Here is a 22988-nt window from a genome sequence, read left to right as displayed (position 1 = left end):
CCACGCAGAGCGTGGGAACGATCATCACGATCATCAGAACTTGTCGAGAGTCTTGAAGTTGGTCTCGCGCACCACTTCTTTCGGCTTGTATGCGCAATAACCCGGCCGCGGCCCGATCTTCGGGTGGTTGCGGCAGGTATCCGGGCGCTTGTCATAAATAGTGCAGAAGCGCGTCTTACGATCCAGGTACAGGCAGTCGTTGTTGCTCATACGCTGCAGGGTAAAAATTTCCGACTTGGAATTGAAGCGCTCGACAATGCCTTCCTTCTGCAACCGCTTGGCGATGTTCTTCGGCGGGTCGCCGCGCTCGAATTCATCGACGATACCAATGCGGATCAGGTCCTTGATCTTCACTTCGACCGGCAGCGTGCAGCAGCTGGACACGCAGCCGCCGCACATGTGGGCGGAATATTTCTGCCAGGTCTCAAGACGGTCGAGTTCCGCGGCGGCGATCAGTTGAGGCTTCATCAGGGTTCCAAAAGGTGGGGCTGTATCCGGGCGCGCGATCATACCGGGATTGGTGGTTTTTTGAACAATATTTTGCGGGTTTCAGCTCAAAGGCTGATCGGCACGACCCCTGCATTAAATTCGCGCATAGGTGAATGAGTAAAAAAACTGCCGAACCAGCACGTCTACCGTCTGTCAGACCGACTAGGCTCTAGCAACTCCTTCAATCTCGCCCGAGGTCGCACCGATGTCTCAGGAACCGCTTGCACGAGAAGCAGAGGTAGCCGCATTTCGCGATGCCGTCTTGACCAAACTCACCTACGCGGTGGGCAAGGACCCGGATCACGCCTTCGACCATGACTGGTTCGAAGCCATTGCCCTGGCCGCCCGCGACCAGATGGTCGATCATTGGATGGACCACACCCGGCGCATTTATCGCAAAGGTCAGAAGCGGGTGTATTACCTCTCTCTGGAATTTCTTATCGGGCGCTTGCTTTACGACAGCCTGAGCAATCTTGGCGTGCTGGAAATTGCCCGCGAAGCCCTGGCGGAGCTGGGCGTGGACCTGGAGCGCATCCGCCTGCTGGAGCCCGACGCGGCGCTGGGCAACGGGGGGCTGGGGCGCCTGGCGGCGTGCTTCATGGAAAGCATGTCGACCTTGGGCATTGCCGGCCACGGTTATGGCATTCGCTACGAGCACGGCTTGTTCCGCCAGGCGATTGTGGATGGCTGGCAGCAGGAACAGACCGAGCGCTGGCTGGATTTCGGTAACCCATGGGAATTCGAGCGGGCCGAAGTGATTTACCCGATTGGCTTTGGCGGCAGCGTCGAAACCCTGCCGGATGCTTCCGGCAAGATGATCCAGGTGTGGACGCCCAACGAAACCGTGCGCGCGGTGGCCTATGACACGCCGGTGGTCGGCTGGCGTGGCGCGAGCGTCAACACCTTGCGCCTGTGGCGTGCGCGTGCGGTGGAAGACCTGCACCTGGAGCGCTTCAACGCCGGCGACCACTTGGGCGCGGTGGCCGAAGTCGCCCGTGCGGAGAGCATCTCGCGCGTGCTTTACCCGGCCGATAGCACCGAAGCGGGGCAGGAACTGCGCCTGCGCCAGGAGTACTTCTTCGTCGCGGCTTCGTTGCAAGACCTGCTGCGCCGCCACAAGAATATGCATGGCTCGGTGCTGAGCCTGGGTGAGCACGCCGCCATCCAACTCAACGACACCCACCCGTCCATCGCCGTGGCCGAATTGATGCGCCAACTGGTCGACCTGCACGATCTTCCATGGGATGCGGCGTGGGACGTCACCGTGGAAACGCTTTCGTACACCAACCACACCCTGTTGCCCGAAGCCCTGGAAACCTGGCCGGTCGGCCTGATGGAGCGCATGTTGCCGCGGCACATGCAGATCATCTACCTGATCAACGCACAGCACATTGACTCGCTGCGTGCCAAAGGCATCCACGATTTCGACGTGCTGCGTTCGGTGTCGCTGATCGAAGAGGACAACGGCCGCCGCGTGCGCATGGGCAACCTGGCGTTCCTCGGCTCCCATAGCGTCAACGGCGTGTCCGGCCTGCACACTCAACTGATGCGCAGCACGGTGTTTTCCGAGCTGCACAAGCTGTACCCGGAGCGCATCAACAATAAAACCAACGGCATCACCTTCCGCCGCTGGCTGTACCAGGCCAACCCCAAGCTGACCGCGATGCTGGTAGAGGCGCTGGGGTCCGATATCCTCGACAAGCCTGAAGAGCGCCTGGTCGAGCTGGAACCGTTTGCCGAGAAGCAGACGTTCCGCAAAGCCTTCGCCGAACAACGCCTGCACAGCAAGCGCGCACTGGCCGAGATCATTCACGAGCGGCTGGGCATCGCCGTCAACCCGGCGGCGATGTTCGACGTGCAGGTCAAGCGCATCCACGAGTACAAGCGCCAACTGCTCAACCTGTTGCACACCGTCGCGCTGTACCAGGCGATCCGCGCCGAGCCGGAAACCGACTGGGTGCCCCGTGTGAAAATTTTCTCGGGCAAGGCGGCGGCCAGTTATCACCAGGCCAAGCTGATCATCAAACTGACCAACGACATCGCCCGCACCGTCAACAACGACCCGACCGTACGGGGCTTGCTCAAAGTGGTGTTCCTGCCCAACTACAACGTCAGTCTGGCGGAAAGCATCATTCCGGCGGCGGACTTGTCGGAGCAGATTTCCACCGCCGGCTTCGAAGCCTCAGGCACCAGCAACATGAAGTTCGGCCTCAACGGTGCGTTGACCATCGGCACCATGGACGGCGCCAACGTGGAGATGCACGAGCGCGTCGGTGCCGAGCACATGTTTATCTTCGGCCTCAGTGCGCAGCAGGTGGAGGCGCGCAAGCATGCCGGTGAGTTCCACGCAGGCCCCGATATTGCGGCGTCCCATCGCCTCAATGACGTGCTGCAGGCGATTCGCGGCGGGGTGTTCTCTCCGGATGACCCGGGGCGCTATGTGGGGTTGATCGACGGGTTGGTCAGTTACGACCGCTTCCTGGTGTGTGCCGACTTCGACTCCTACTGGTACGCCCAGGAGCGGGTCGAGGCGCATTGGCATGACTCCAAGGCATGGTGGCGTTCGGCGGTGCTGAATACGGCGCGGATGGGCTGGTTCTCCTCGGATCGCACCATCAGGGAGTACGCCACCGAGATCTGGAAAGCCCTCGACTAAACACAACTGTCCAAAATGTGGGGGGCTTGCTCCCGGTGACGGTATTCAGTTAGCAAATATGTGGACTGATACACCGCTATCGGGGGCAGGCCCCCTCCCACATTAAATCCTGGTCGATATACTGAGCGCCGGTTTGCCCGCCTCGGGCTAATTAGGGATATCGACCATGCAATGGATTTTCATGCTGATTGGCCTGGTGCTCGGCTGGACACTCGACGAGTCGTTCAGTGATGCCGGCATCGGTGCGCTGCTGGGCTTGGGCATTGGCCAGGCGATTCGCCTGGCGCAGCTGGCGGCCCAGGCGCAACAGCAGGCGGGTCAGTTGGAAACCACGCAGAAGGCGCTGATCGCACTGGGTGAGCGCCTGCGGCAACTGGAAGTCCCTGCGCCGACGAACAATGTGAGCGTCGAACCGCTTGCGCCTGAGCCGGCACCGGTTATAAAGGCGCCCGAGCTGGTCTGGGAACTGCCTGCCGAAATCGCCCCCATGGTCGTGGTCGCCGAAGCGAGCCAACCGCTGCCGGATGACGTCTGGGCACCAACGCCGGCGCCTCGCCCTGCGGAGCCTGCCATTCCCCGTGGCCCCAATCTGATCGAACGCGCCCTCAGCGGTGCGCGCAATTGGCTGTTCGGCGGTAATACCGTATTGCGCGTCGGCGTGGTGCTGCTGTTTCTCGGCCTGGCGTTCCTGCTGCGCTACGCCACAGAAGGCATGGTGGTGCCGATCGAGCTGCGTTACGCCGGTGTTGCCGCTGCCGCCGTCGGCCTGCTGGGCCTGGGCTGGTGGCTGCGGCTGCGCAATAGCAATTACGGTTTGATGCTGCAAGGCACCGGGATCGCGGTGCTGTACCTGACCGTCTTTGCGGCGATGCGTCTGCACCCGCTGATTGACCCGGGTGCGGCCTTGGGCCTGCTGGTGGCGGTCACCGTGTTCTCGGCGATCCTGGCGGTTACCCAGGACGCCCTCGGCTTGGCTTGCGCGGCGGCGTTGGGTGGTTTTGCCGCGCCGATCCTCACCTCTACCGGTGCCGGTAACCATGTGGCGCTGTTCAGCTATTTCGCCTTGCTGAATGCCGGCATCCTCGCCATCGCCTGGTTCAAGGCTTGGCGCTTGCTGGATCTGATCGGGTTTGTCGGCACCTTCGGTATCGGTTTTGCCTGGGGCATGCGCTCCTATACGCCGGAGCTGCTATGGAGCACCGAGCCGTTCCTGATTCTGTTCTTCCTGATGTACCTGGTGATCGGCCTGTTGTTCGCCCGCCGCAAATTGCTGGAGATGAGCGACTCCCCCGAGGACGACAGCCGGGGTGCCTTGTTGCGCTGGTCGGCGGCCAAGGGCAACTACGTTGATGGCAGCCTGTTGTTCGGCCCGCCGCTGGTGGGGTTTGGCTTGCAGTTCGCGCTGGTGCAGCATCTGGAGTTTGCCGCTGCTTTCAGCGCATTGGGCCTGGGCATCATCTACATGGGCCTGGCCCGGTGGCTCAGTGGCGGGCGTGCCTTGTTACTGTCGGAAACCTGCCTGGCGCTGGGGGTAATCTTCGCCAGCCTGGCGATACCCTTGGGCCTGGATGCGCGCTGGACGGCCGCAGCCTGGGCGGTGGAAGGCGCCGGGATCGTCTGGCTTGGCCTGCGTCAGCAGCGACCGTTGGCGCGGGCGTTTGGCCTGTTGCTGCAGTTGGGGTCGGCGCTGGCGTTCCTCAGTGAACTACGGGTGGGCGACCTGACCTTGCTTGAGGGCGCGCCGCTGGGGGCATTGCTGCTGGGCGCCGCGTTGCTGTTCAGCTTTGATCAATTGCGCAAGGCATCGACCGAGCAGACGGCGGTTTGGGAGCGCAAAGGCTTGCCGGTGCTGGCGAGCCTGGGCTTGAGTGCTTTGTACCTGCTTGCACCGTTGTTTTTGCTGACCCAAGGCACGGCCATCAGTTGGGCAATGGCCGGTCTGGTCACGTTGTGGATTGGGTTGCGCATCGGCTCGCGTACTTTCCTGTTCACCGCCTTCGCCGTGCAGTTGCTGGGCGGCGCGTTGTTCCTGTTGCGCCTGCAGGGGGGTGACGGGGCGGCGGTATTCAGTGCGGGCTGGAGCGGCCTGATGAGCGCGTCGCTGATCGGCCTGGCCTTGGTGGGCGGCATGTTGCTGGCTGCGCGCGATGACCAGGTGCGCAGCGATGTGCGGCTGCTGCGTGGATTGTCGGTGGTATTGCTGGCGGGGCTGGTGCTGATCAACCTGGCGGTGTTGTTCGTACTGCCCTGGGAAAGTGCCAGCGGTGTGTGGGCGGCCAGTGGTTTGTTGATCATCTGGTTGAGCCTGCACCTGCAACAGCGCGTCAGCTTCGTGTTTGGCTTGCTGTTGCAACTGGTCGGTGGCGCCTCTTTCCTGCTGGCGGTGCCGGAGCTGCTCGGGCCCATGACCGGCGACGGCTTGCGGCCGTTGGCCCACAGTGGGTTCTGGACACCGATGGTGCTGGGCCTTGCTGCTCTGGTCGGCGCCTGGCGCTTGCAGCGTGAACCCCAGGCGCCGGTATTTACCGTGTTGAAGCTGCAACGCCTGTCGGACCTGTTGCTGGTGTGGGGCGCTGCCTGGTGGGCACTGGCATTGATCGGTGAAGTGTTGCGGTTTATCCCCGAGGAACTGCAAGGCCCTTTCCTGCTGGCGATTGCCGCGGTGAGCGTGGCGATTTGGGCGCTGTTGGCCGAACGCCTGCGCTGGGCCTCGCTGGGCATGCTGTGCACCTTGCTGATGCCGGCGGCGGGCCTGGTATTGCTGGTGTCCGCCCATGCCTATTACCACCCGGCGGCCCACTACGGTTGGCTGGCCTGGCTGGCGGTGTTCGCGGTGCATTTCATTGCGCTGCGCCGCTTGGCTGCGGTGGTGCCAGGCAAGGTGTTGAGCATTGCTCATGTGCTTGGCTGCTGGATGTTTATCGGCGTGCTGGACCTGGAATTGCGCTACGGCTTGTTGTTGCTGTCGAGTGAGTACAACGCCTGGCGCTGGTTGGGTTGGGCCGTTCTGCCGAGCCTGTATCTGGTGCTGGCGGCCGCGCCACGCGGTTGGCCGTGGCCGGTGGCGGCTTATCCGCGTGAATATCGCGTGCTGGCGGCATTGCCGTTGGCGGTGTTGATGCTCGGCTGGTTCTGGCTGGCGAATATCTTCAGCGACGGCACGGCCAGGCCGCTGCCTTATGTGCCGCTGCTCAACCCGTTGGATCTGGGGCTGTTGTTCGCGCTGTTGGGGGTGTACCTGTGGTCGCGCAGCGTGGCGCCGCAACGCGGGCCGCAGGCTGAGCTGATCGCCCAGGGTGTCGCGGGTGTTTCGCTGTTTGCGTTCTTGACGGCATTGGTGATGCGCACCGCCCACCATTGGGGCGGCGTGCCGTTTCACTGGGATGCGCTGCTGGAGTCGATGCTGGTGCAGGCCGGACTGTCGATCGTCTGGACCCTGATCGCCCTCGGCCTGATGATCGGCGGTCACCTGCGCCATCGTCGCGAAGTGTGGCTGATCGGCGCGGCGCTGATTGCGGTGGTGGTGGCCAAGCTGTTCTTTGTCGAACTGAGTAACCGCGGCGGTCTGGCGCGGATCGTGTCGTTTATCGGCGTCGGCGGGCTGTTGCTGGTGGTGGGCTACTTTGCACCGCTGCCGCCCAAGCGCGCCGAACCTGTGATTCAAACCGAAGGAGCGTCTTCTTGATGGGCAAGCTGAGTCTGGCTGGGTGGATGGTAGGGCTGCTGTGTTCGGCGGTTTACGCGCAGGAAGGGCCGGCTGACTTCACCACGCAGGTGCCGCTGGCCGTGAGCGGCAATGGCCCCTGGTATCGCCTGGAGCTGCCGCTGGCGGTGCAGTTGAGTGCGCGGCAGGCTGATCTCAGTGATGTGCGGGTGTTCAACGCCGCAGGGGAGCCGCAGGCTTATGCGTTGTCGCGTCAATCGGCGCAGCGTACTGAAAGCCGCGACGTTGCCGATGTGAAGTGGTTTCCGCTGTACGCCGCTGACGCGCAGCAAGCGTTGCCCGGCGTGGTGATGAAATCCACCACCGAGGGCACCTTGCTGGAGGTGCGCCCTGCCATCAAGACGGACAAACAGGTGCTGCGCGGCTGGGTGCTGGACGCCAGTGCGATCAAGGCGCCGTTGCAGCAACTGAGCCTTGACTGGAGTCGCGAGCAGGATGGCTTCCAGCGTTTCAGCATTGAAGCCAGTGATGACCTGCAACACTGGCAAGCCTGGGGTGATGGCCAAGTGGCGCGCTTGTCGTTTGCCGACGAGCGGGTCGAGCAGCATGACGTGAGTCTGCCGGGGCAGTCGGCACGCTATCTGCGTCTGGTCTGGCAGGGCCAAGCCGCGCCGCAGTTGACCTCGGCCAAGCTGGTCAGCGCGACCAGCAGCAGCCTGCCGCTGCCGTTGGTGTGGTCGCAGCCGTTGTCGGGCACGCGGCTCAACGCCGGCGAATACAGCTGGCAGTTGCCGACGGGGCTGCATGTCGAGCGCTTGCGCGTCGAGTTGAAGCAACCCAACACGTTGGCCCCCGTGACCTTGGCCGGGCGCCTTGAGGCCAATCAAGCGTGGCAGCCGCTGAGTAACGGTTTGTTGTATCGCCTGACCCGTAATGGCCAGGACGTGGTGCAGGATGAGTTGCAATTGCCGGGCGTGGCCGTTGCGCAGCTCAAGTTGCAGGTGGATGAGCGGGGCGGCGGTCTGGGGGTCGAAGCACCGGCCCTGCGGTTTGCCGTGCGCTCCACGCAATTGGTGTTCCTGGCGCGGGGTGAGCCGCCGTTTACTCTTGCGCTCGGCAATGCTTCGGTGAAGGCGGCGAATTTGCCGTTATCCACGTTGATTCCCGACTACAGTGCCGAACGGCTCAAGGCATTGGGCCAGGCCAGCGTCACGGGAGAGGTTGTGGTCAAGCCCGCCGCCGTGGCCGTTTCGCCTGAGGTAGGTAGCGACTGGAAGAAGTTGGGCCTGTGGGCTGTGCTCCTGTTGGGCGTGGCGGCACTGGGCGCCATGGCCTACAGTTTGTTGCGCAAGCCTCAGGGTACCCCCTGAACTCTATTGGCTTTAAATCCTCTGATTAGAGGATTTAAGCCTCGACTCGCGTTAAACTGCGCGGGTTTTTAAGCCCCCCATTCTTCGGAGCCTTCCATGTCCCGCGTTACCTTGAGTCGCTATTTGATCGAGCAGACCCGCAGCAACAACACGCCTGCCGATCTGCGCTTCCTTATCGAAGTGGTGGCGCGTGCTTGCAAGGAGATCAGCCACGCCGTTTCCAAGGGCGCACTGGGTGGTGTTCTGGGCAGCATGGGCACTGAAAACGTCCAGGGCGAAGTGCAGAAGAAACTCGACGTACTGTCCAACGAGATCCTGCTCGAAGCCAACGAATGGGGCGGTCACCTGGCCGGCATGGCGTCCGAAGAAATGGACAATGCCTACCAGATCCCGGGCAAATACCCGAAAGGCGCGTACCTGTTGGTGTTCGACCCACTGGACGGTTCGTCCAACATCGACATCAACGCTCCGGTCGGCACCATCTTCTCGGTACTGCGTTGCCCGAATGAATACCTGAGCCAGAACGAAGCCCTGAACGAAAAGGCTTTCCTGCAGCCAGGCACCGAGCAGGTCGCTGCCGGCTACGCGATCTACGGCCCGCAGACCATGCTGGTGCTGACCCTGGGCGACGGCGTCAAAGGTTTCACCCTGGACCGCGAAATGGGCAGCTTCGTACTGACCCACGAAGACATCTCCATCCCGGCGTCCACCCAGGAATTCGCCATCAACATGTCCAACCAGCGCCACTGGGAAGCTCCCGTGCAGCGTTATGTGAACGAGTTGATGGAAGGCGAAGAAGGCCCGTTGAAGAAGAACTTCAACATGCGTTGGGTCGCTGCGATGGTGGCTGACGTGCACCGTATCCTGACCCGTGGTGGCCTGTTCATGTACCCACGTGACAGCCGCGAACCCTCCAAGCCGGGCAAACTGCGCCTGATGTACGAGGCCAACCCGATGTCCTTCCTGGTTGAACAGGCGGGCGGTGCGTCTACCGACGGCCACCAGCGTATCCTCGACATCCAGCCTGAAGGCCTGCATCAGCGCGTGGCGGTATTCCTGGGTTCGAAGGAAGAAGTTGAGCGTGTGACGGCTTACCACAAGCAGTAAGTTGCAGCGACCGGTTATCCGCGTTGTTGTGAGCCGGATCACCCTTGAAGAAGCCCCGAAACGTTTCAGCGTTTCGGGGCTTTTTTTGTTTTTGCCTATCGGGAACCAGACACCTGTTTTCCCTTCTAAGCTTCTGGCAGATACCCCAGCTGCTTTGTCTCTCCAGGAGCTTTTCCATGTCTCTACGCCGTCTCGCCTTGTTGGCTTTTTGCGTGCTCTTAGCCGCTTGCAGCAAGGTCACTCAAGAAAACTACGCGAAGCTGTCGGCCGGCATGGCCAAGGCCGAGGTTGAGTCGTTGCTGGGCAAGCCGACCGATTGCTCCGGTGCACTGGGTATGTCCAGTTGCACGTGGGGTGATAAAAACAGCTTTATCAGCGTGCAGTACGCCGGTGACAAAGTTTTGATGTTTTCCGGGCAAGGCCTGAAGTAAACCGGGGCGCGAGCCTGCGGGAGAAGAAGAATGATGCGTTTTGTTTTATGCCTTTGCGCCAGCCTGTTTTTGGCGGGCTGTGCCAGCCATTCTGGCGACGATCTGCAACCCAAGACCGCGAGCAACGTCAATCTCAAGCGTTACCAGGGCACCTGGTATGAGTTGGCCCGATTGCCGATGTACTTCCAGCGCAACTGCGCACAGTCCGAAGCCCGCTACACCCTGCTGCCGGATGGTGACATGTCGGTGTTCAACCGCTGCCTGACGAGCGAGTGGAAGTGGGAAGAAGCCAAGGGCACGGCCACGCCGCAAGTGCCGGGCAAGACCGACAAGCTCTGGGTCGAATTCAATAACTGGTTCACGTCGCTGCTGCCGGGCGTCGCCAAGGGCGACTACTGGGTGCTGTACGTCAGCGATGACTACAAGACGGCTATCGTCGGCAGCCCGAGCCGGCGTTACATGTGGATCTTGTCGCGCACGCCGACGGTGAGTGCCGACACCCGCGAAGACTTGCTGAGCAGGGCGCGCCAGCAGGGGTATGACACCACGCGGTTGATCTGGCGTACGTCAGACAAACAGATGGCCAAGACCTCGCAATAAAACTGAGAGTATCGCTAAACAAAATGTGGGAGCGGGCTTGCTCGCGAATACGGTGTATCAGTATCAGATGTTCTGACTGAACCACAGCATTCGCGAGCAAGCCCGCTCCCACATTTGTCATATGTCGCCAGTTAGCTCAGTAAATCCTTCAAGACTTGCGTGAACGCCCGGCTGCTTTCTTCCTCGCCGGCATGATGACCATCGCGCACCACCCACTTGCCGTTCACCAGCACATCCCGCACCTGTCGATCACCACCGGCAAACAGCCAGCGGTTGAGAATGCCGTCTTCTACCGCCGTCGCCAGATACGGATCACTGCCGTCCAGCACAATCCAATCCGCACGCTTGCCCACTTCCAGGCGGCCAATCGGCTGCCCCAGCGCCTGGGTGCCGCCATCCAGTGCCGCATCAAACAGCGTGCGGCCAACCATCGGCTGATCACTGCGATACAAACGATTACGCCGCTGGTCACGCAGGCGTTGACCATATTCCAGCCAACGCAACTCTTCCACCACGCTCAGCGAGACATGGCTGTCGGAACCGATGCCCATGCGCCCGCCCTGGGCGAGGAAATCTACGGCTGGGAAAATGCCGTCACCCAGGTTGGCTTCAGTCGTCAGGCACAAACCGGCAATCGCGCGGCTCTGTGCCATGCGTTTCACTTCGTCGGCATCCGCATGGGTGGCGTGCACCAGGCACCAGCGCTCATCGACCTCGACGTTGTCATACAGCCACTGGAGTGGGCGCTTGCCGCTCCAGGCCAGGCAGTCGTCGACTTCTTTCTGCTGTTCGGCGATATGGATATGCACCGGGCAGGCCTTGTCGCTGGCGGCCAGGACAGCACTGATCTGCTGTGGCGTGACGGCACGCAGGGAGTGAAAGCACAGGCCCAGCGCCTGCGCCGGTTGCGTTGCAAGAATCGGTTTGAGCCGCGCCTGCAGGTCGAGGTAATTTTCGGTGCTGTTGATAAAGCGTCGCTGGCCGTCATTCGGTGCCTGGCCGCCAAAGCCTGCGTGGGTGTACAGCACCGGCAGCAACGTCAGGCCGATGCCGCTGCTCGCTGCCGCCTGGCTGATCTGCCGCGAAAGCTCCGTGCGGTCGGCGTATGGCTGGCCGCTGGCGTCATGGTGCACATAATGAAACTCGGCCACCGAGGTGTAACCGGCCTTGAGCATTTCGATGTACAGCTGGCGGGCGATAACGTGCAGTTGGTCCGGGTTGATCTTGCCGACCATGCGGTACATCAAGTCACGCCAGGTCCAGAAACTGTCATTCGGGTTGCCTGCCACTTCCGCCAAGCCGGCCATCGCGCGCTGAAACGCATGGGAGTGCAGATTCGGCATACCGGCCAGCACCGGGCCTCTCAGCCGTTCGGCAGCATCCGCACTGGCATTGACCTCAACTTTCGTCAGCAGCCCATCGGCGCCGACTTCAAGACGTACATCATTGGCCCATCCATTAGGCAGCAGTGCGCGTTCGGCAAAGAAAGCGGACATGATCAAGGCACCCCGGTCGTGTGTTTATTTGTATATACATATACAGACGTTTGCCTGCTCGGTAAACTCCGGCAATCTATGCATCTTTTCCCCCTGCAAGGATTCCCTGTGCCGACTCCGCCCGCCAACTCTTCGCTGGCTGCCCACATGGACGAAAGTCCGGCGCCCTTGTATGCCCGCGTCAAACAGATGATCAGCCAGCAAATCCTCACCGGCAACTGGCCGCCGCATTACCGTGTGCCCTCGGAGAGTGAATTGGTCAGCGAGCTGGGCTTCAGCCGCATGACCATCAACCGCGCCCTGCGTGAACTGACCGCCGAAGGTTTGCTGGTACGCATGCAAGGCGTCGGCACTTTCGTTGCCGAGCCCAAGAGCCAATCGGCGCTGTTTGAAGTGCACAACATTGCCGATGAGATCGCCTCGCGTGGTCATCGGCATACGTGCAAGGTCATCCACCTGGGCGAAGAAGCGGCCGGCTCCGAACGCGCCGTTGCCCTGGAAATGCGCGAAGGCGGGCGGGTGTTCCACTCGCTGATCGTGCATTTCGAAAACGATATTCCCGTGCAAATCGAAGACCGTTTCGTCAACGCCCTGGTCGCACCGGAATACCTGCAACAGGATTTCACCCTGCAAACGCCCTACGCGTATTTGAACCAGGTCGCGCCGCTCACCGAGGGCGAGCACGTGGTCGAGGCGATCCTCGCTGACGCCGAGGAGTGCAAGCTGTTGCAGATCGAACCGAGCGAGCCGTGCCTGTTGATTCGCAGGCGTACCTGGTCGGGCCGTCAGCCGGTAACGGCGGCGCGGTTGATCCACCCCGGTTCCCGTCACAGCCTGGAAGGACGTTTCAGCAAATGAGTGCAGTGAAAGTCTGGCGCGCCACCGATTACGTGCGCATGCCGTGGAAAAACGGCGGTGGCAGCACCGAAGAAATCACCCGCGACTCAGGCACTGGCTTGGATGGTTTTGGCTGGCGCCTGTCGATTGCCGATATCGGCGAATCCGGTGGCTTCTCCACCTTCTCCGGCTACCAGCGCGTGATCACGGTGATCAAAGGTGCAGGCATGGTGCTGACGGTGGATGGTGAAGAGCAGCGCGGGTTGTTGCCGTTGCAGCCGTTCGCGTTCAAGGGTGAAAGCGAGGTGTCATGCCGCCTGATCACCGGGCCCATCCGTGACTTCAACCTGATCTATTCGCCGCAGCGTTACCACGCAAGGTTGCAGTGGGTGGATGGCGTGCAACGTTTTTTCAGTACGGCGCAGACGGTGTTGGTGTTCAGCGTCGCCGATGAGGTAAAGGTGCTGGACCAGACGCTGGGCCATCACGATTGCCTGCAAATCGACGGTAACACCGGCCTGCTGGATATGGCTGTAACAGGCCGCTGCTGTCTGATCGAACTGACGCCACTCGGTTAAAACTGTGGGAGGGGGCTTGCTCCCGATAGCGGTGGATCAGTCAGTTCATCTGTAGCTGACCCACTGCAATCGGGGGCAAGCCCCCTCCCACATTTGTTTCCCATTGCTCTCAAGATCTGTTTCCAACCCGCGCACCAGTTTGTTACCGAACGCCCCAGCGTGGCGCAAAGCCACGCCGTCGTGACAAAACCCCCTCCCTGTAAAACGTCGTCGTAAGAAATTTCACCATGTCTCGAAGCCTTGATTTTCAAGGCTTGCGCACGCCTTCAAAAAAACCTGCAGCGCATCTTCAAAAAGTTGGCCGCTTGATTGCATATGCTTGTATGTACAAGTAAAGATGTGTGCGTAAGACTCTCCTTCGCACCATCCCAGTTCGCGCATCATGCCGAGGAGTCCAGTCGTGACCGATTTTTCTAAAGCCAAGCCTACAAAATACCGTGACGTCGAAATCCGCGCGGCCCGCGGTAACACACTCACCGCCAAAAGCTGGCTGACAGAAGCGCCACTGCGCATGCTGATGAACAACCTCGACCCACAAGTGGCCGAAAACCCGAAAGAATTGGTGGTGTACGGCGGTATCGGTCGTGCGGCGCGCAACTGGGAATGCTACGACCAGATCGTCGAGAGCCTCACTCGACTCAATGACGATGAAACCCTGCTGGTGCAATCCGGCAAGCCGGTCGGCGTGTTCAAGACCCACAGCAATGCCCCGCGTGTGCTGATCGCCAACTCCAACCTGGTGCCGCACTGGGCCAGTTGGGAACACTTCAACGAACTGGATGCCAAGGGCCTGGCCATGTATGGCCAGATGACCGCCGGCAGCTGGATCTACATCGGCAGCCAGGGCATCGTCCAGGGCACCTACGAAACCTTCGTCGAAGCCGGTCGCCAGCACTACAACAGCGACCTTACCGGCCGCTGGGTTCTCACTGCCGGCCTCGGCGGCATGGGCGGCGCGCAACCCCTGGCTGCCACCTTGGCCGGCGCGTGCTCGCTGAACATTGAATGCCAGCAGGTCAGCATCGACTTCCGCCTCAACAGCCGTTATGTCGACGAGCAGGCCACCGACCTCGACGACGCCCTGGCCCGCATCGCCAAATACACCAAGGAAGGCAAAGCCATCTCTATCGCCTTGCTGGGTAACGCTGCGGAAATCCTGCCGGAGCTGGTCAAGCGTGGCGTGCGCCCGGATATGGTCACCGACCAGACCAGCGCCCACGACCCACTCAACGGCTACCTGCCGGCCGGCTGGACCTGGGACGAATACCGCGCCCGCGCCAAGACCGAACCGGCTGCCGTGATCAAGGCCGCCAAGCAGTCGATGGCCGTGCATGTCAAAGCCATGCTGGAATTCCAGAAGCAAGGCATCCCGACGTTCGACTACGGTAACAACATCCGCCAGATGGCCCAGGAAGAAGGCGTGGAAAACGCATTCGACTTCCCAGGTTTCGTACCGGCCTACATCCGCCCACTGTTCTGCCGTGGCATCGGCCCGTTCCGTTGGGCGGCGCTGTCCGGCGACCCGCAAGACATCTACAAGACCGACGCCAAAGTCAAAGAGCTGATCCCGGACGATGCCCACCTGCACAACTGGCTGGACATGGCCCGCGAGCGCATCAGCTTCCAGGGCTTGCCGGCCCGTATCTGCTGGGTTGGCCTGGGCCAGCGCGCCAAGCTGGGCCTGGCGTTCAACGAAATGGTGCGCAGCGGCGAGCTGTCGGCACCGGTGGTGATCGGCCGTGACCATCTGGACTCCGGCTCGGTATCCAGCCCGAACCGCGAGACCGAATCGATGCAGGATGGGTCCGACGCCGTTTCCGACTGGCCGCTGCTCAACGCCTTGCTCAACACCGCCAGCGGCGCGACGTGGGTTTCGCTGCACCACGGCGGCGGCGTGGGCATGGGCTTCTCCCAGCACTCCGGCATGGTGATCGTCTGCGACGGTACCGATGAAGCGGCCGAGCGCATTGCTCGCGTGCTGCACAACGACCCGGCAACCGGCGTGATGCGTCACGCGGATGCCGGTTACCAGATCGCGATCGACTGCGCCAAGGAACAGGGCCTCAATCTCCCGATGATCAAATAACCCCATTTGACGGGCAATCAACCAGAAAACAATCCATCAGAGGTTGAACACACATGGCTGCAAATGACGCACGTGCAAGCACCACCCCGTTGATCGAAAGGCGTTCGATCGACTACATCCCGGAAGCGGAAAGACACGGTCGTCTATTTAGCCAGTTCACCCTGTGGATGGGTGCCAACCTGCAAATCACCGCGATTGTCACCGGGGCCCTGGCCGTGGTGCTGGGCGGTGATGTGTTCTGGTCGTTGATCGGTCTGTTGATCGGCCAACTGATCGGCGGGGGCGTCATGGCGTTGCATGCGGCGCAGGGGCCCAAGCTTGGCCTGCCGCAGATGATCTCCAGCCGGGTGCAGTTCGGCGTGTATGGCGCAGCCATCCCGATCGTGCTGGTCTGTCTGATGTACCTCGGCTTCACCGCCACCGGGACGGTGTTGTCCGGTCAGGCGCTGGGCCAGTTGTTCGGGGTCAGCGACAGCGTCGGCATCCTGCTCTTTGCCAGTGTCATCGTGCTGGTCACGGTCCTGGGTTACCGCGTGATCCACTTCATCGGCCGTGTCGCCAGCGTGATTGGGGTGATCGCCTTTGTGTACCTGTTCAGTCGCCTGATGAGCCAGACCGACATTGGCGCTCTGCTGCAGATCCGCCACTTCAGCTGGAGCAGTTTTCTGCTGGCGGTGTCGCTCGCGGCCTCCTGGCAGATCGCCTTCGGCCCTTACGTGGCGGACTACTCGCGTTATCTGCCGAGCAAGACGTCATCGGTGAAAACCTTTTTCGCCGCCGGCGCAGGTTCGGTCGTCGGCGCACAGGTGGCGATGATCCTCGGCGTGTTCGCGGCAGCCATGTCCAACGGGCAGTTCGCCGGTCACGAAGTGGCCTACATCGTTGGCTTGAGCGGTACGGGGGCCACCGCTGCGTTGCTGTATTTCAGCATCGCGTTCGGCAAGGTCACCATTTCTACGCTGAACTCCTACGGCAGTTTCATGTGCATTGCGACCATCATCAGCGGCTTTCGCGGTCGCCTGGAGGTCACGCGCCTGCAGCGCCTGGTGTTCGTGCTGGTCATTGTCGGCACCGCAACCCTGATCGCGTTGCTCGGCCAGCATTCGTTCCTCGGGGCGTTCAAGTCTTTCATCCTGTTCCTGCTGGCGTTCTTTACGCCCTGGAGTGCGATCAACCTGGTGGACTACTACTGCATTACCCGCGAGCGCTATGACGTGCCGGCGCTGGCCGACCCGAACGGTCGTTACGGTCGCTGGAACCTGCTCGGTATCAGCGTCTATGTCTTCGGCGTGCTGGTGCAGTTGCCGTTTATCTCCACCAAGTTCTACACCGGTCCCCTGGTCGCCGCCCTGGGTGACGTGGACATTTCCTGGATCATCGGCTTGGTACTGCCGGCGGCCCTGTATTACGTGTGTGCGAAAAAATGGCACGGCACGGTACCCGACCACCTGATCCTGCCGGTAGAGCAGGGCGCTACACCAACAACGACAAACGGGCTGGCTGCACAAGCCTGATGGGACGTGGACAGGGCAGGATGCCTACTGACTGCCGTAATCCATTTCAAGTTTGGGAGCGTTACAACAATGAAAATGAATAAGACCCTGCTGGCCAGCGTGCTCTGTGCCGGTTTACTCGCCAGCGCTGGTGCCCAGGCAGCAGGTTGGTGCGAATCCGGTAAACCGGTGAAGTTTGCCGGCCTGAACTGGGAAAGCGGCATGTTGCTCACCGACATCCTGCAAACCGTGCTTGAAAAAGGCTACGGCTGCAAAACCGACAGCCTGCCGGGCAACTCCATCACCATGGAAAACGCCCTGAGCAGCAATGACATCCAAGTGTTTGCCGAAGAGTGGGTCGGCCGCAGCGAAGTCTGGAACAAAGCCGAGAAGGCCGGCAAAGTCGTCGGCGTCGGTGCGCCTGTGGTCGGCGCTATCGAAGGCTGGTATGTGCCGCGCTATGTGATCGAGGGCGACGCCAAGCGCAAGCTGGAACCCAAGGCACCGGGCCTGAAGAACATCGCCGACCTCGCCCAATACGCCGCGGTCTTCAAGGACCCGGAAGAGCCGTCCAAAGGCCGTTTCTATAACTGCCCGGCCGGTTGGACCTGTGAGCTGGACAACAGCGAAATGCTCAAAAGCTACGGCCTGGAAAGCACCTACACCAACTTCCGTCCGGGCACTGGCCCCGCGCTGGATGCGGCGGTGCTGTCGAGCTACAAGCGTGGCGAGCCGATCCTGTTCTACTACTGGTCGCCGACGCCGCTGATGGGCCAGGTCGACCTGGTCAAGCTGGAAGAAAAACCGGGTGTGGATAAAAGCGTGAGCATCAAGGTCGGCTTGTCCAAGACCTTCCACGAGCAGGCGCCGGAACTGGTGGCCGTGCTGGAGAAGGTCAACCTGCCGATCGACTTGCTGAACCAGAACCTGGGCCGCATGGCCAAAGAGCGAATTGAGTCGCCAAAACTGGCGAAACTGTTCCTCAAGGAACATCCTGAAGTCTGGCACGCATGGGTGAGCGACGACGCAGCCAAGAAAATCGACGCGGCCTTGTAGGTCAAGCGTACCCGGCTACCCTGAGGGGCGAGCCGGGTGCCTGCCCACAACCCACTGGATCGAGAGCACGCTATGTTTCCTGAGAGTTTTACGTTTTCCATTGCCGACTGGGTCAACGGTTGGGTGGACTCGCTCGTCACCAACTACGGCGATGTGTTCCGGCACATTTCCGACACCCTGCTATGGGCCATCGTCAACCTGGAAGGCTTGCTGCGCGCAGCCCCCTGGTGGCTGATGCTGGTCATCGTCGGTGGCGTCGCGTGGCACGCCACCCGCAAAGTGGTCACCACTGCCGTCATCGTTGGCCTGCTGTTCCTGGTGGGCGCGGTTGGCCTGTGGGACAAACTGATGCAAACCCTGGCGCTGATGATGGTCGCCACAGTGATTTCGGTGCTGATTGGCATTCCCTTGGGCATTCTGTCGGCGCGCAGCAACCGCTTGCGTTCGGTATTGATGCCGTTGCTGGACATCATGCAGACCATGCCCAGCTTCGTGTACCTGATCCCGGTGCTGATGTTGTTCGGCCTGGGCAAGGTGCCGGCGATCTTCGCCACGGTGATCTACGCCGCACCGCCGCTGATTCGTCTCACCGACCTGGGGATTCGCCAGGTCGACGGCGAAGTCATGGAGGCCATCAACGCGTTTGGCGCCAACCGCTGGCAACAACTGTTCGGTGTGCAACTGCCGCTGGCCCTGCCGAGCATCATGGCCGGGATCAATCAGACCACCATGATGGCGTTGTCCATGGTGGTGATCGCTTCGATGATCGGCGCCCGTGGCTTGGGTGAAGATGTGCTGGTCGGCATCCAGACTCTCAACGTCGGCCGTGGCCTTGAAGCGGGCCTCGCGATCGTGATTCTTGCAGTGGTCATTGACCGCATTACCCAGGCCTATGGGCGTCCACGGCATGAGGCGAGCAAATGACTACCGTCAGCAAAATCGAAGTTAAAAACGTCTTCAAGATTTTCGGCAACCGCGCCCAGGAAGCCCTGGCGCTGGTGGGCCAGGGCAAGACCAAGGACCAGGTGCTGGCCGAGACCGGTTGTGTGGTCGGCGTGAACGATTTGTCCCTGAGCATCGCCACCGGCGAGATCTTCGTGATCATGGGCCTGTCCGGCTCCGGCAAGTCCACGCTGGTACGCCACTTCAACCGCCTGATCGACCCTACCAGCGGCGCGATCCTGGTGGACGGCGAAGACATACTGCAACTGGACATGGAGGCCCTGCGCCAATTCCGTCGACACAAGATCAGCATGGTCTTCCAAAGCTTCGGCCTGCTGCCCCACAAGAGTGTGCTCGACAATGTCGCCTATGGCCTGAAAGTGCGCGGTGAAAGCAAGCAGGTCTGCGCCGAACGTGCCCAACACTGGGTCGAAACCGTGGGCCTCAAAGGCTACGAAAAAAAATATCCGCACCAGCTCTCCGGTGGCATGCGCCAGCGCGTGGGCCTGGCGCGTGCGTTGGCGGCCGACACCGACATCATCCTGATGGACGAAGCCTTCAGCGCCCTCGACCCGCTGATCCGCGCCGAGATGCAGGACCAATTGCTGGAGCTGCAGAAGACCCTGCACAAAACCATCGTGTTCATCACCCATGATCTCGATGAGGCCGTGCGCATCGGCAACCGCATTGCGATCCTCAAGGACGGCAAGCTGATCCAGGTCGGTACGCCGCGGGAGATCCTGCACTCACCTGCGGATGAGTATGTGGACCGGTTTGTTCAGCGGCGGGCGGCGGTGGTCTAGATGATGATTGTTCCCACGCTCTGCGTGGGAATGCATCCCGTGACGCTCTGCGTCACTCCCTACAGCGGGACGCGTAGCGTCCCAGGCGGCATTCCCACGCAGAGCGTGGGAGCGATCAAAAGGTATGAAGATGTCCCAGCCTGCAAAAATCATCATCGCCGACGCCCCGCTGCGTTGGCAGGACGTGGTCGCCGTGGCCCGTCACGGCGCGGTACTCGAGCTTTCGGGGCAGGCCTGGGCGCGGATCGACAATGCCCAGGCCATCGTGCAGCGCATCGTCGCCAGCGGTGAGCGCGCCTATGGCGTGAACACTGGCCTGGGCGCGCTGTGCAATGTGTCGCTCAAGGGTGAGCAGCTCAGCCAACTGTCGCGCAATACGCTGTTGAGCCATGCCTGTGGCGTCGGCCCGGTGCTGAGTGACGAACAGACCCGCGCAATCATTTGCGCGGCCGTGATCAATTACAGCCATGGCAAATCCGGCCTGCACCCGCAGGTGGTGCATTCGCTGCTGGCGCTGCTCAACCACGGCATCACGCCGCAAGTACCGTCCCAGGGTTCGGTGGGCTACCTGACCCACATGGCCCATGTCGGCGTGGCCTTGCTGGGGGTTGGCAACGTGAGCTATCGCGGTCGGATCGTCACGGCGCAACAGGCCCTGGATGCGGAAGGTCTGCAGCCGGTGGCGCTTGGCGCCAAGGACGGCCTGTGCCTGGTCAACGGCACGCCGTGCATGACCGGCCTGAGCTGCCTGGCCCTGGCCGATGCCCACCATCTGCTGCAATGGGCCGATGTGATCGGGGCCATGAGCTTCGAGGCGCAGCGCGGGCAAATGGATGCGTTCGACGAAGCAATCATCGCGCTTAAACCGCACCCCGGCATGCAACAGGTCGGCATCAACCTGCGCGCCTTGCTCGACGGCAGCGAGGTGATCGCCAGCAGCAAAGGCATCCGCACCCAGGACGCGCTGAGCATCCGTTCGATCCCCCAGATCCACGGCGCGGCGCGTGATCAAGTGGAACATGCTACCCGCCAGATCGAAACCGAACTCAACAGTGCCACTGACAACCCGTTGCTGCTCGGCACGCCGGACGACTACCGCGTTGTGTCCCAGGCCAATCCTCACGGCCAGTCCGTCGCCTTGGCGGCCGACCTGCTGGGGATTGCCATGGCCGAAATCGGCTCGGTGGCCGAACGTCGCCTGGACCGCCTGATCAACCCTCATGTCAGCGGGTTGCCGGCATTCCTGGTCAGCAACCCCGGCGTCAACTCCGGGATGATGATCGTGCAGTACGTGGCCGCTTCCCTGTGCGGGCAGAACCGTCAGTTGGCGCAACCGGCGGTGCTCGACAATTTCGTCACCTCGGGCCTGCAGGAAGACCACCTGAGCATGGGCACCAACGCTGCGCTCAAACTGCATCAGCTATTGGCCAACGTCACCCAGATCCTGGCCATCGAGTACCTGCTGGCGGCCCAGGCATTTGAATTCCTCAAAGATCAGCGCTTCGGCGCAGGCACCGACAAAGCCTGGCGTTTGCTGCGTGAAGTGGTCCCCGCGTACGAGCAGGATCGCTGGCTGGCGCCGGATATTGCAGCCGCCGCCCAGTTGCTCAAAGACACTGCACTACCGAATTTGCACTGAACCCCTATCCCGTATTCAAAAGAATAATTCACAAGGAGTATGAATGTGACTGCGCTAAATCTGATTCCAGGCCAACTGAGTCTTGCCCAACTGCGGGCCATCTACCAACAGCCGGTAACCCTCAGCCTGGATGACAGCGCCACGGCGCAGATCGATGCCAGCGTCGCCTGCGTGGAGCAGATTCTCGCCGAGAACCGCACCGCCTACGGCATCAACACCGGTTTCGGCTTGCTGGCCTCGACCCGTATCGCCAGCGAAGACCTGGAAAACCTGCAGCGTTCCCTGGTGCTGTCGCACGCCGCCGGCGTCGGCGAGCCGATCAGCGATGCGCTGGTGCGGCTGATCATGGTGCTCAAGGTCAACAGCCTGAGCCGTGGCTTCTCCGGGATTCGCCGCCAGGTCATCAACGCGCTCATCGCGCTGATCAACGCCGAGGTGTACCCGCACATTCCGCTTAAAGGCTCGGTGGGTGCCTCCGGTGACTTGGCGCCATTGGCCCATATGTCGCTGGTGCTGCTCGGCGAAGGCAAGGCGCGTTACAAGGGCCAATGGCTGGAAGCCACCGAAGCGCTGAAAATCGCCGGCCTGACGCCACTGACCCTGGCCGCCAAAGAAGGTCTGGCGCTACTCAACGGTACCCAGGTGTCCACGGCCTATGCCCTGCGTGGCCTGTTCGAAGGCGAAGACCTGTTCGCCGGCGCCCTGGCGTGCGGTGGCCTTACCGTGGAAGCCGTGCTCGGCTCGCGCTCGCCGTTCGATGCGCGCATTCACGCGGCACGCGGCCAGCGTGGGCAGATCGATTCGGCAGCGGCCTATCGTGACCTGCTGGGCGACAGCAGCGAAGTGTCCAAGTCGCACCAGAACTGCGACAAGGTGCAAGACCCGTACTCCCTGCGCTGCCAGCCGCAAGTCATGGGCGCCTGCCTGACCCAGTTCCGCCAGGCTGCCGAAGTGCTGGTGGTGGAAGCCAATGCCGTGTCGGACAACCCATTGGTATTTGCTGCCGAAGGCGACGTGATCTCCGGCGGTAACTTCCACGCCGAACCAGTGGCCATGGCTGCTGACAATATCGCCCTGGCCATCGCCGAAATCGGCTCCCTGAGCGAGCGTCGGATCTCGTTGATGATGGACAAGCACATGTCGCAACTGCCGCCGTTCCTGGTGGGCAATGGCGGGGTGAACTCCGGCTTCATGATCGCCCAGGTGACGGCGGCGGCGCTTGCCAGTGAGAACAAGGCGTTGGCCCATCCCCATAGTGTCGACAGCCTGCCGACGTCCGCCAACCAGGAAGACCATGTGTCGATGGCTCCAGCTGCCGGCAAGCGTTTGTGGGAAATGGCTGAAAACACTCGTGGCATCCTGGCAGTGGAATGGCTGGCTGCCTGCCAGGGCCTGGATCTGCGCGATGGCTTGAAAACCTCGACGAAACTGGAAAAAGCCCGCGGCCTGTTGCGCGCTAAAGTCGGTTTCTACGACAAGGACCGCTTCTTCGCCCCGGACATCAATGCCGCCAGCGAACTGCTCGCCAGCCGCTGCCTGAATGAACTGGTGCCGGCCAAGTTGTTGCCAAGCCTCTAACCGCAAACTTGTAGTGAGCGGGCTTGCCCCGCGCTGGGTGGCGAAGCCGCCCCGATACCAGGCACCTCGGTCTATCTGAAGAACCGCGGTGCCCTTGTTGGGGCGGCTTTGCCACCCAGCGCGGGGCAAGCCCGCTCACTACAGGCTCGGTTTTTCTCGGGAT

17 protein-coding genes are annotated in these 22988 nt (G+C 61.6%); 15 read left to right on the top strand and 2 right to left on the bottom strand.

The window, feature by feature from the left end; genetic code table 11:
• Nucleotides 1-33 precede the first annotated feature (33 nt).
• Entirely contained in the window at nt 34-468 is a 435-nt protein-coding gene (locus tag MJP36_RS00375) for a YkgJ family cysteine cluster protein (protein WP_003237464.1), read from the bottom strand.
• Between the two features lie 226 nt (nt 469-694).
• Between MJP36_RS00375 and MJP36_RS00370 the strand changes: the two genes are divergently transcribed.
• From MJP36_RS00370 to MJP36_RS00345, 6 genes are all read left to right on the top strand, one after another.
• On the top strand, nt 695-3145 hold the full coding sequence (locus MJP36_RS00370; protein ID WP_244384599.1) for a glycogen/starch/alpha-glucan phosphorylase: 2451 nt from the start codon (nt 695-697) through the stop codon (nt 3143-3145).
• Between the two features lie 166 nt (nt 3146-3311).
• Nucleotides 3312-6830: a DUF2339 domain-containing protein gene (locus MJP36_RS00365; protein ID WP_244384596.1), complete on the top strand. Its 3519-nt coding sequence runs from the start codon at nt 3312-3314 to the stop codon at nt 6828-6830.
• Nucleotides 6830-8179 (top strand): DUF3999 domain-containing protein, encoded by a 1350-nt coding sequence (locus MJP36_RS00360; RefSeq protein ID WP_060754593.1) that lies wholly within the window; start codon nt 6830-6832, stop codon nt 8177-8179. The genes MJP36_RS00365 and MJP36_RS00360 overlap by 1 nt, the downstream gene beginning before the upstream one ends.
• Nucleotides 8180-8275: 96 nt before the next feature.
• On the top strand, nt 8276-9286 hold the full coding sequence (locus MJP36_RS00355; protein WP_060754592.1) for a class 1 fructose-bisphosphatase: 1011 nt from the start codon (nt 8276-8278) through the stop codon (nt 9284-9286).
• A 176-nt stretch (nt 9287-9462) separates the two neighbouring features.
• On the top strand, nt 9463-9717 hold the full coding sequence (locus tag MJP36_RS00350; RefSeq protein ID WP_060754591.1) for a hypothetical protein: 255 nt from the start codon (nt 9463-9465) through the stop codon (nt 9715-9717).
• A gap of 30 nt (nt 9718-9747) precedes the next feature.
• Nucleotides 9748-10317, top strand: coding sequence for a lipocalin family protein (locus tag MJP36_RS00345; protein WP_060754590.1), 570 nt, complete (start codon nt 9748-9750; stop codon nt 10315-10317).
• 131 nt (nt 10318-10448) lie between these two features.
• Here MJP36_RS00345 and MJP36_RS00340 read toward each other — a convergent pair whose 3' ends face one another.
• Entirely contained in the window at nt 10449-11813 is a 1365-nt protein-coding gene (locus MJP36_RS00340) for a formimidoylglutamate deiminase (RefSeq protein WP_244384594.1), read from the bottom strand.
• Between the two features lie 147 nt (nt 11814-11960).
• Here MJP36_RS00340 and hutC point away from each other — a divergent pair, with 147 nt between their 5' ends.
• From hutC to hutH, 9 genes are all read left to right on the top strand, one after another.
• A complete protein-coding gene (gene hutC / locus MJP36_RS00335) occupies nt 11961-12671 on the top strand; it encodes a histidine utilization repressor (RefSeq protein WP_235594029.1) in 711 nt (236 codons plus the stop codon).
• Nucleotides 12668-13228, top strand: a complete 561-nt coding sequence (locus MJP36_RS00330) for a HutD/Ves family protein (protein WP_244384591.1) — start codon at nt 12668-12670, stop codon at nt 13226-13228. Before hutC ends, MJP36_RS00330 begins: the two co-directional genes overlap by 4 nt.
• Nucleotides 13229-13628: 400 nt before the next feature.
• The gene (hutU, locus tag MJP36_RS00325; RefSeq protein ID WP_235594026.1) at nt 13629-15314 is read left to right on the top strand and encodes a urocanate hydratase; all 1686 of its coding nucleotides are present in this window, start codon (nt 13629-13631) and stop codon (nt 15312-15314) included.
• 53 nt (nt 15315-15367) lie between these two features.
• Nucleotides 15368-16828: a purine-cytosine permease family protein gene (locus MJP36_RS00320; protein ID WP_161547699.1), complete on the top strand. Its 1461-nt coding sequence runs from the start codon at nt 15368-15370 to the stop codon at nt 16826-16828.
• Between the two features lie 69 nt (nt 16829-16897).
• On the top strand, nt 16898-17863 hold the full coding sequence (locus MJP36_RS00315; protein WP_244384589.1) for an ABC transporter substrate-binding protein: 966 nt from the start codon (nt 16898-16900) through the stop codon (nt 17861-17863).
• A 72-nt stretch (nt 17864-17935) separates the two neighbouring features.
• Entirely contained in the window at nt 17936-18787 is an 852-nt protein-coding gene (locus tag MJP36_RS00310; RefSeq protein WP_060754583.1) for an ABC transporter permease, read from the top strand.
• Nucleotides 18784-19608 (top strand): quaternary amine ABC transporter ATP-binding protein, encoded by an 825-nt coding sequence (locus MJP36_RS00305; protein ID WP_244384587.1) that lies wholly within the window; start codon nt 18784-18786, stop codon nt 19606-19608. Before MJP36_RS00310 ends, MJP36_RS00305 begins: the two co-directional genes overlap by 4 nt.
• A gap of 130 nt (nt 19609-19738) precedes the next feature.
• Entirely contained in the window at nt 19739-21247 is a 1509-nt protein-coding gene (locus MJP36_RS00300) for an HAL/PAL/TAL family ammonia-lyase (RefSeq protein ID WP_244384586.1), read from the top strand.
• A gap of 39 nt (nt 21248-21286) precedes the next feature.
• Nucleotides 21287-22825 (top strand): histidine ammonia-lyase, encoded by a 1539-nt coding sequence (hutH, locus tag MJP36_RS00295; RefSeq protein WP_244384585.1) that lies wholly within the window; start codon nt 21287-21289, stop codon nt 22823-22825.
• The last annotated feature ends 163 nt before the right edge of the window (nt 22826-22988 follow it).

The sequence above is a fragment of the Pseudomonas palleroniana genome (genome assembly GCF_022836895.1).
Taxonomy (GTDB): domain Bacteria; phylum Pseudomonadota; class Gammaproteobacteria; order Pseudomonadales; family Pseudomonadaceae; genus Aquipseudomonas; species Aquipseudomonas palleroniana.
Note: the sequence above shows the minus strand (reverse complement) of the source record. Positions and strands in the feature narration are given on the sequence as shown.

What these genes read in the sequence shown, in the direction of transcription:
- MJP36_RS00375 (WP_003237464.1), bottom strand. Translation starts at nt 468, where the DNA reads ATGAAGCCTCAACTGATCGCCGCCGCGGAACTCGACCGTCTTGAGACC.
- MJP36_RS00370 (WP_244384599.1), top strand. Translation starts at nt 695, where the DNA reads ATGTCTCAGGAACCGCTTGCACGAGAAGCAGAGGTAGCCGCATTTCGC.
- MJP36_RS00365 (WP_244384596.1), top strand. Translation starts at nt 3,312, where the DNA reads ATGCAATGGATTTTCATGCTGATTGGCCTGGTGCTCGGCTGGACACTC.
- MJP36_RS00360 (WP_060754593.1), top strand. Translation starts at nt 6,830, where the DNA reads ATGGGCAAGCTGAGTCTGGCTGGGTGGATGGTAGGGCTGCTGTGTTCG.
- MJP36_RS00355 (WP_060754592.1), top strand. Translation starts at nt 8,276, where the DNA reads ATGTCCCGCGTTACCTTGAGTCGCTATTTGATCGAGCAGACCCGCAGC.
- MJP36_RS00350 (WP_060754591.1), top strand. Translation starts at nt 9,463, where the DNA reads ATGTCTCTACGCCGTCTCGCCTTGTTGGCTTTTTGCGTGCTCTTAGCC.
- MJP36_RS00345 (WP_060754590.1), top strand. Translation starts at nt 9,748, where the DNA reads ATGATGCGTTTTGTTTTATGCCTTTGCGCCAGCCTGTTTTTGGCGGGC.
- MJP36_RS00340 (WP_244384594.1), bottom strand. Translation starts at nt 11,813, where the DNA reads ATGTCCGCTTTCTTTGCCGAACGCGCACTGCTGCCTAATGGATGGGCC.
- hutC (WP_235594029.1), top strand. Translation starts at nt 11,961, where the DNA reads ATGGACGAAAGTCCGGCGCCCTTGTATGCCCGCGTCAAACAGATGATC.
- MJP36_RS00330 (WP_244384591.1), top strand. Translation starts at nt 12,668, where the DNA reads ATGAGTGCAGTGAAAGTCTGGCGCGCCACCGATTACGTGCGCATGCCG.
- MJP36_RS00320 (WP_161547699.1), top strand. Translation starts at nt 15,368, where the DNA reads ATGGCTGCAAATGACGCACGTGCAAGCACCACCCCGTTGATCGAAAGG.
- MJP36_RS00315 (WP_244384589.1), top strand. Translation starts at nt 16,898, where the DNA reads ATGAAAATGAATAAGACCCTGCTGGCCAGCGTGCTCTGTGCCGGTTTA.
- MJP36_RS00310 (WP_060754583.1), top strand. Translation starts at nt 17,936, where the DNA reads ATGTTTCCTGAGAGTTTTACGTTTTCCATTGCCGACTGGGTCAACGGT.
- MJP36_RS00305 (WP_244384587.1), top strand. Translation starts at nt 18,784, where the DNA reads ATGACTACCGTCAGCAAAATCGAAGTTAAAAACGTCTTCAAGATTTTC.
- MJP36_RS00300 (WP_244384586.1), top strand. Translation starts at nt 19,739, where the DNA reads ATGTCCCAGCCTGCAAAAATCATCATCGCCGACGCCCCGCTGCGTTGG.
- hutH (WP_244384585.1), top strand. Translation starts at nt 21,287, where the DNA reads ATGAATGTGACTGCGCTAAATCTGATTCCAGGCCAACTGAGTCTTGCC.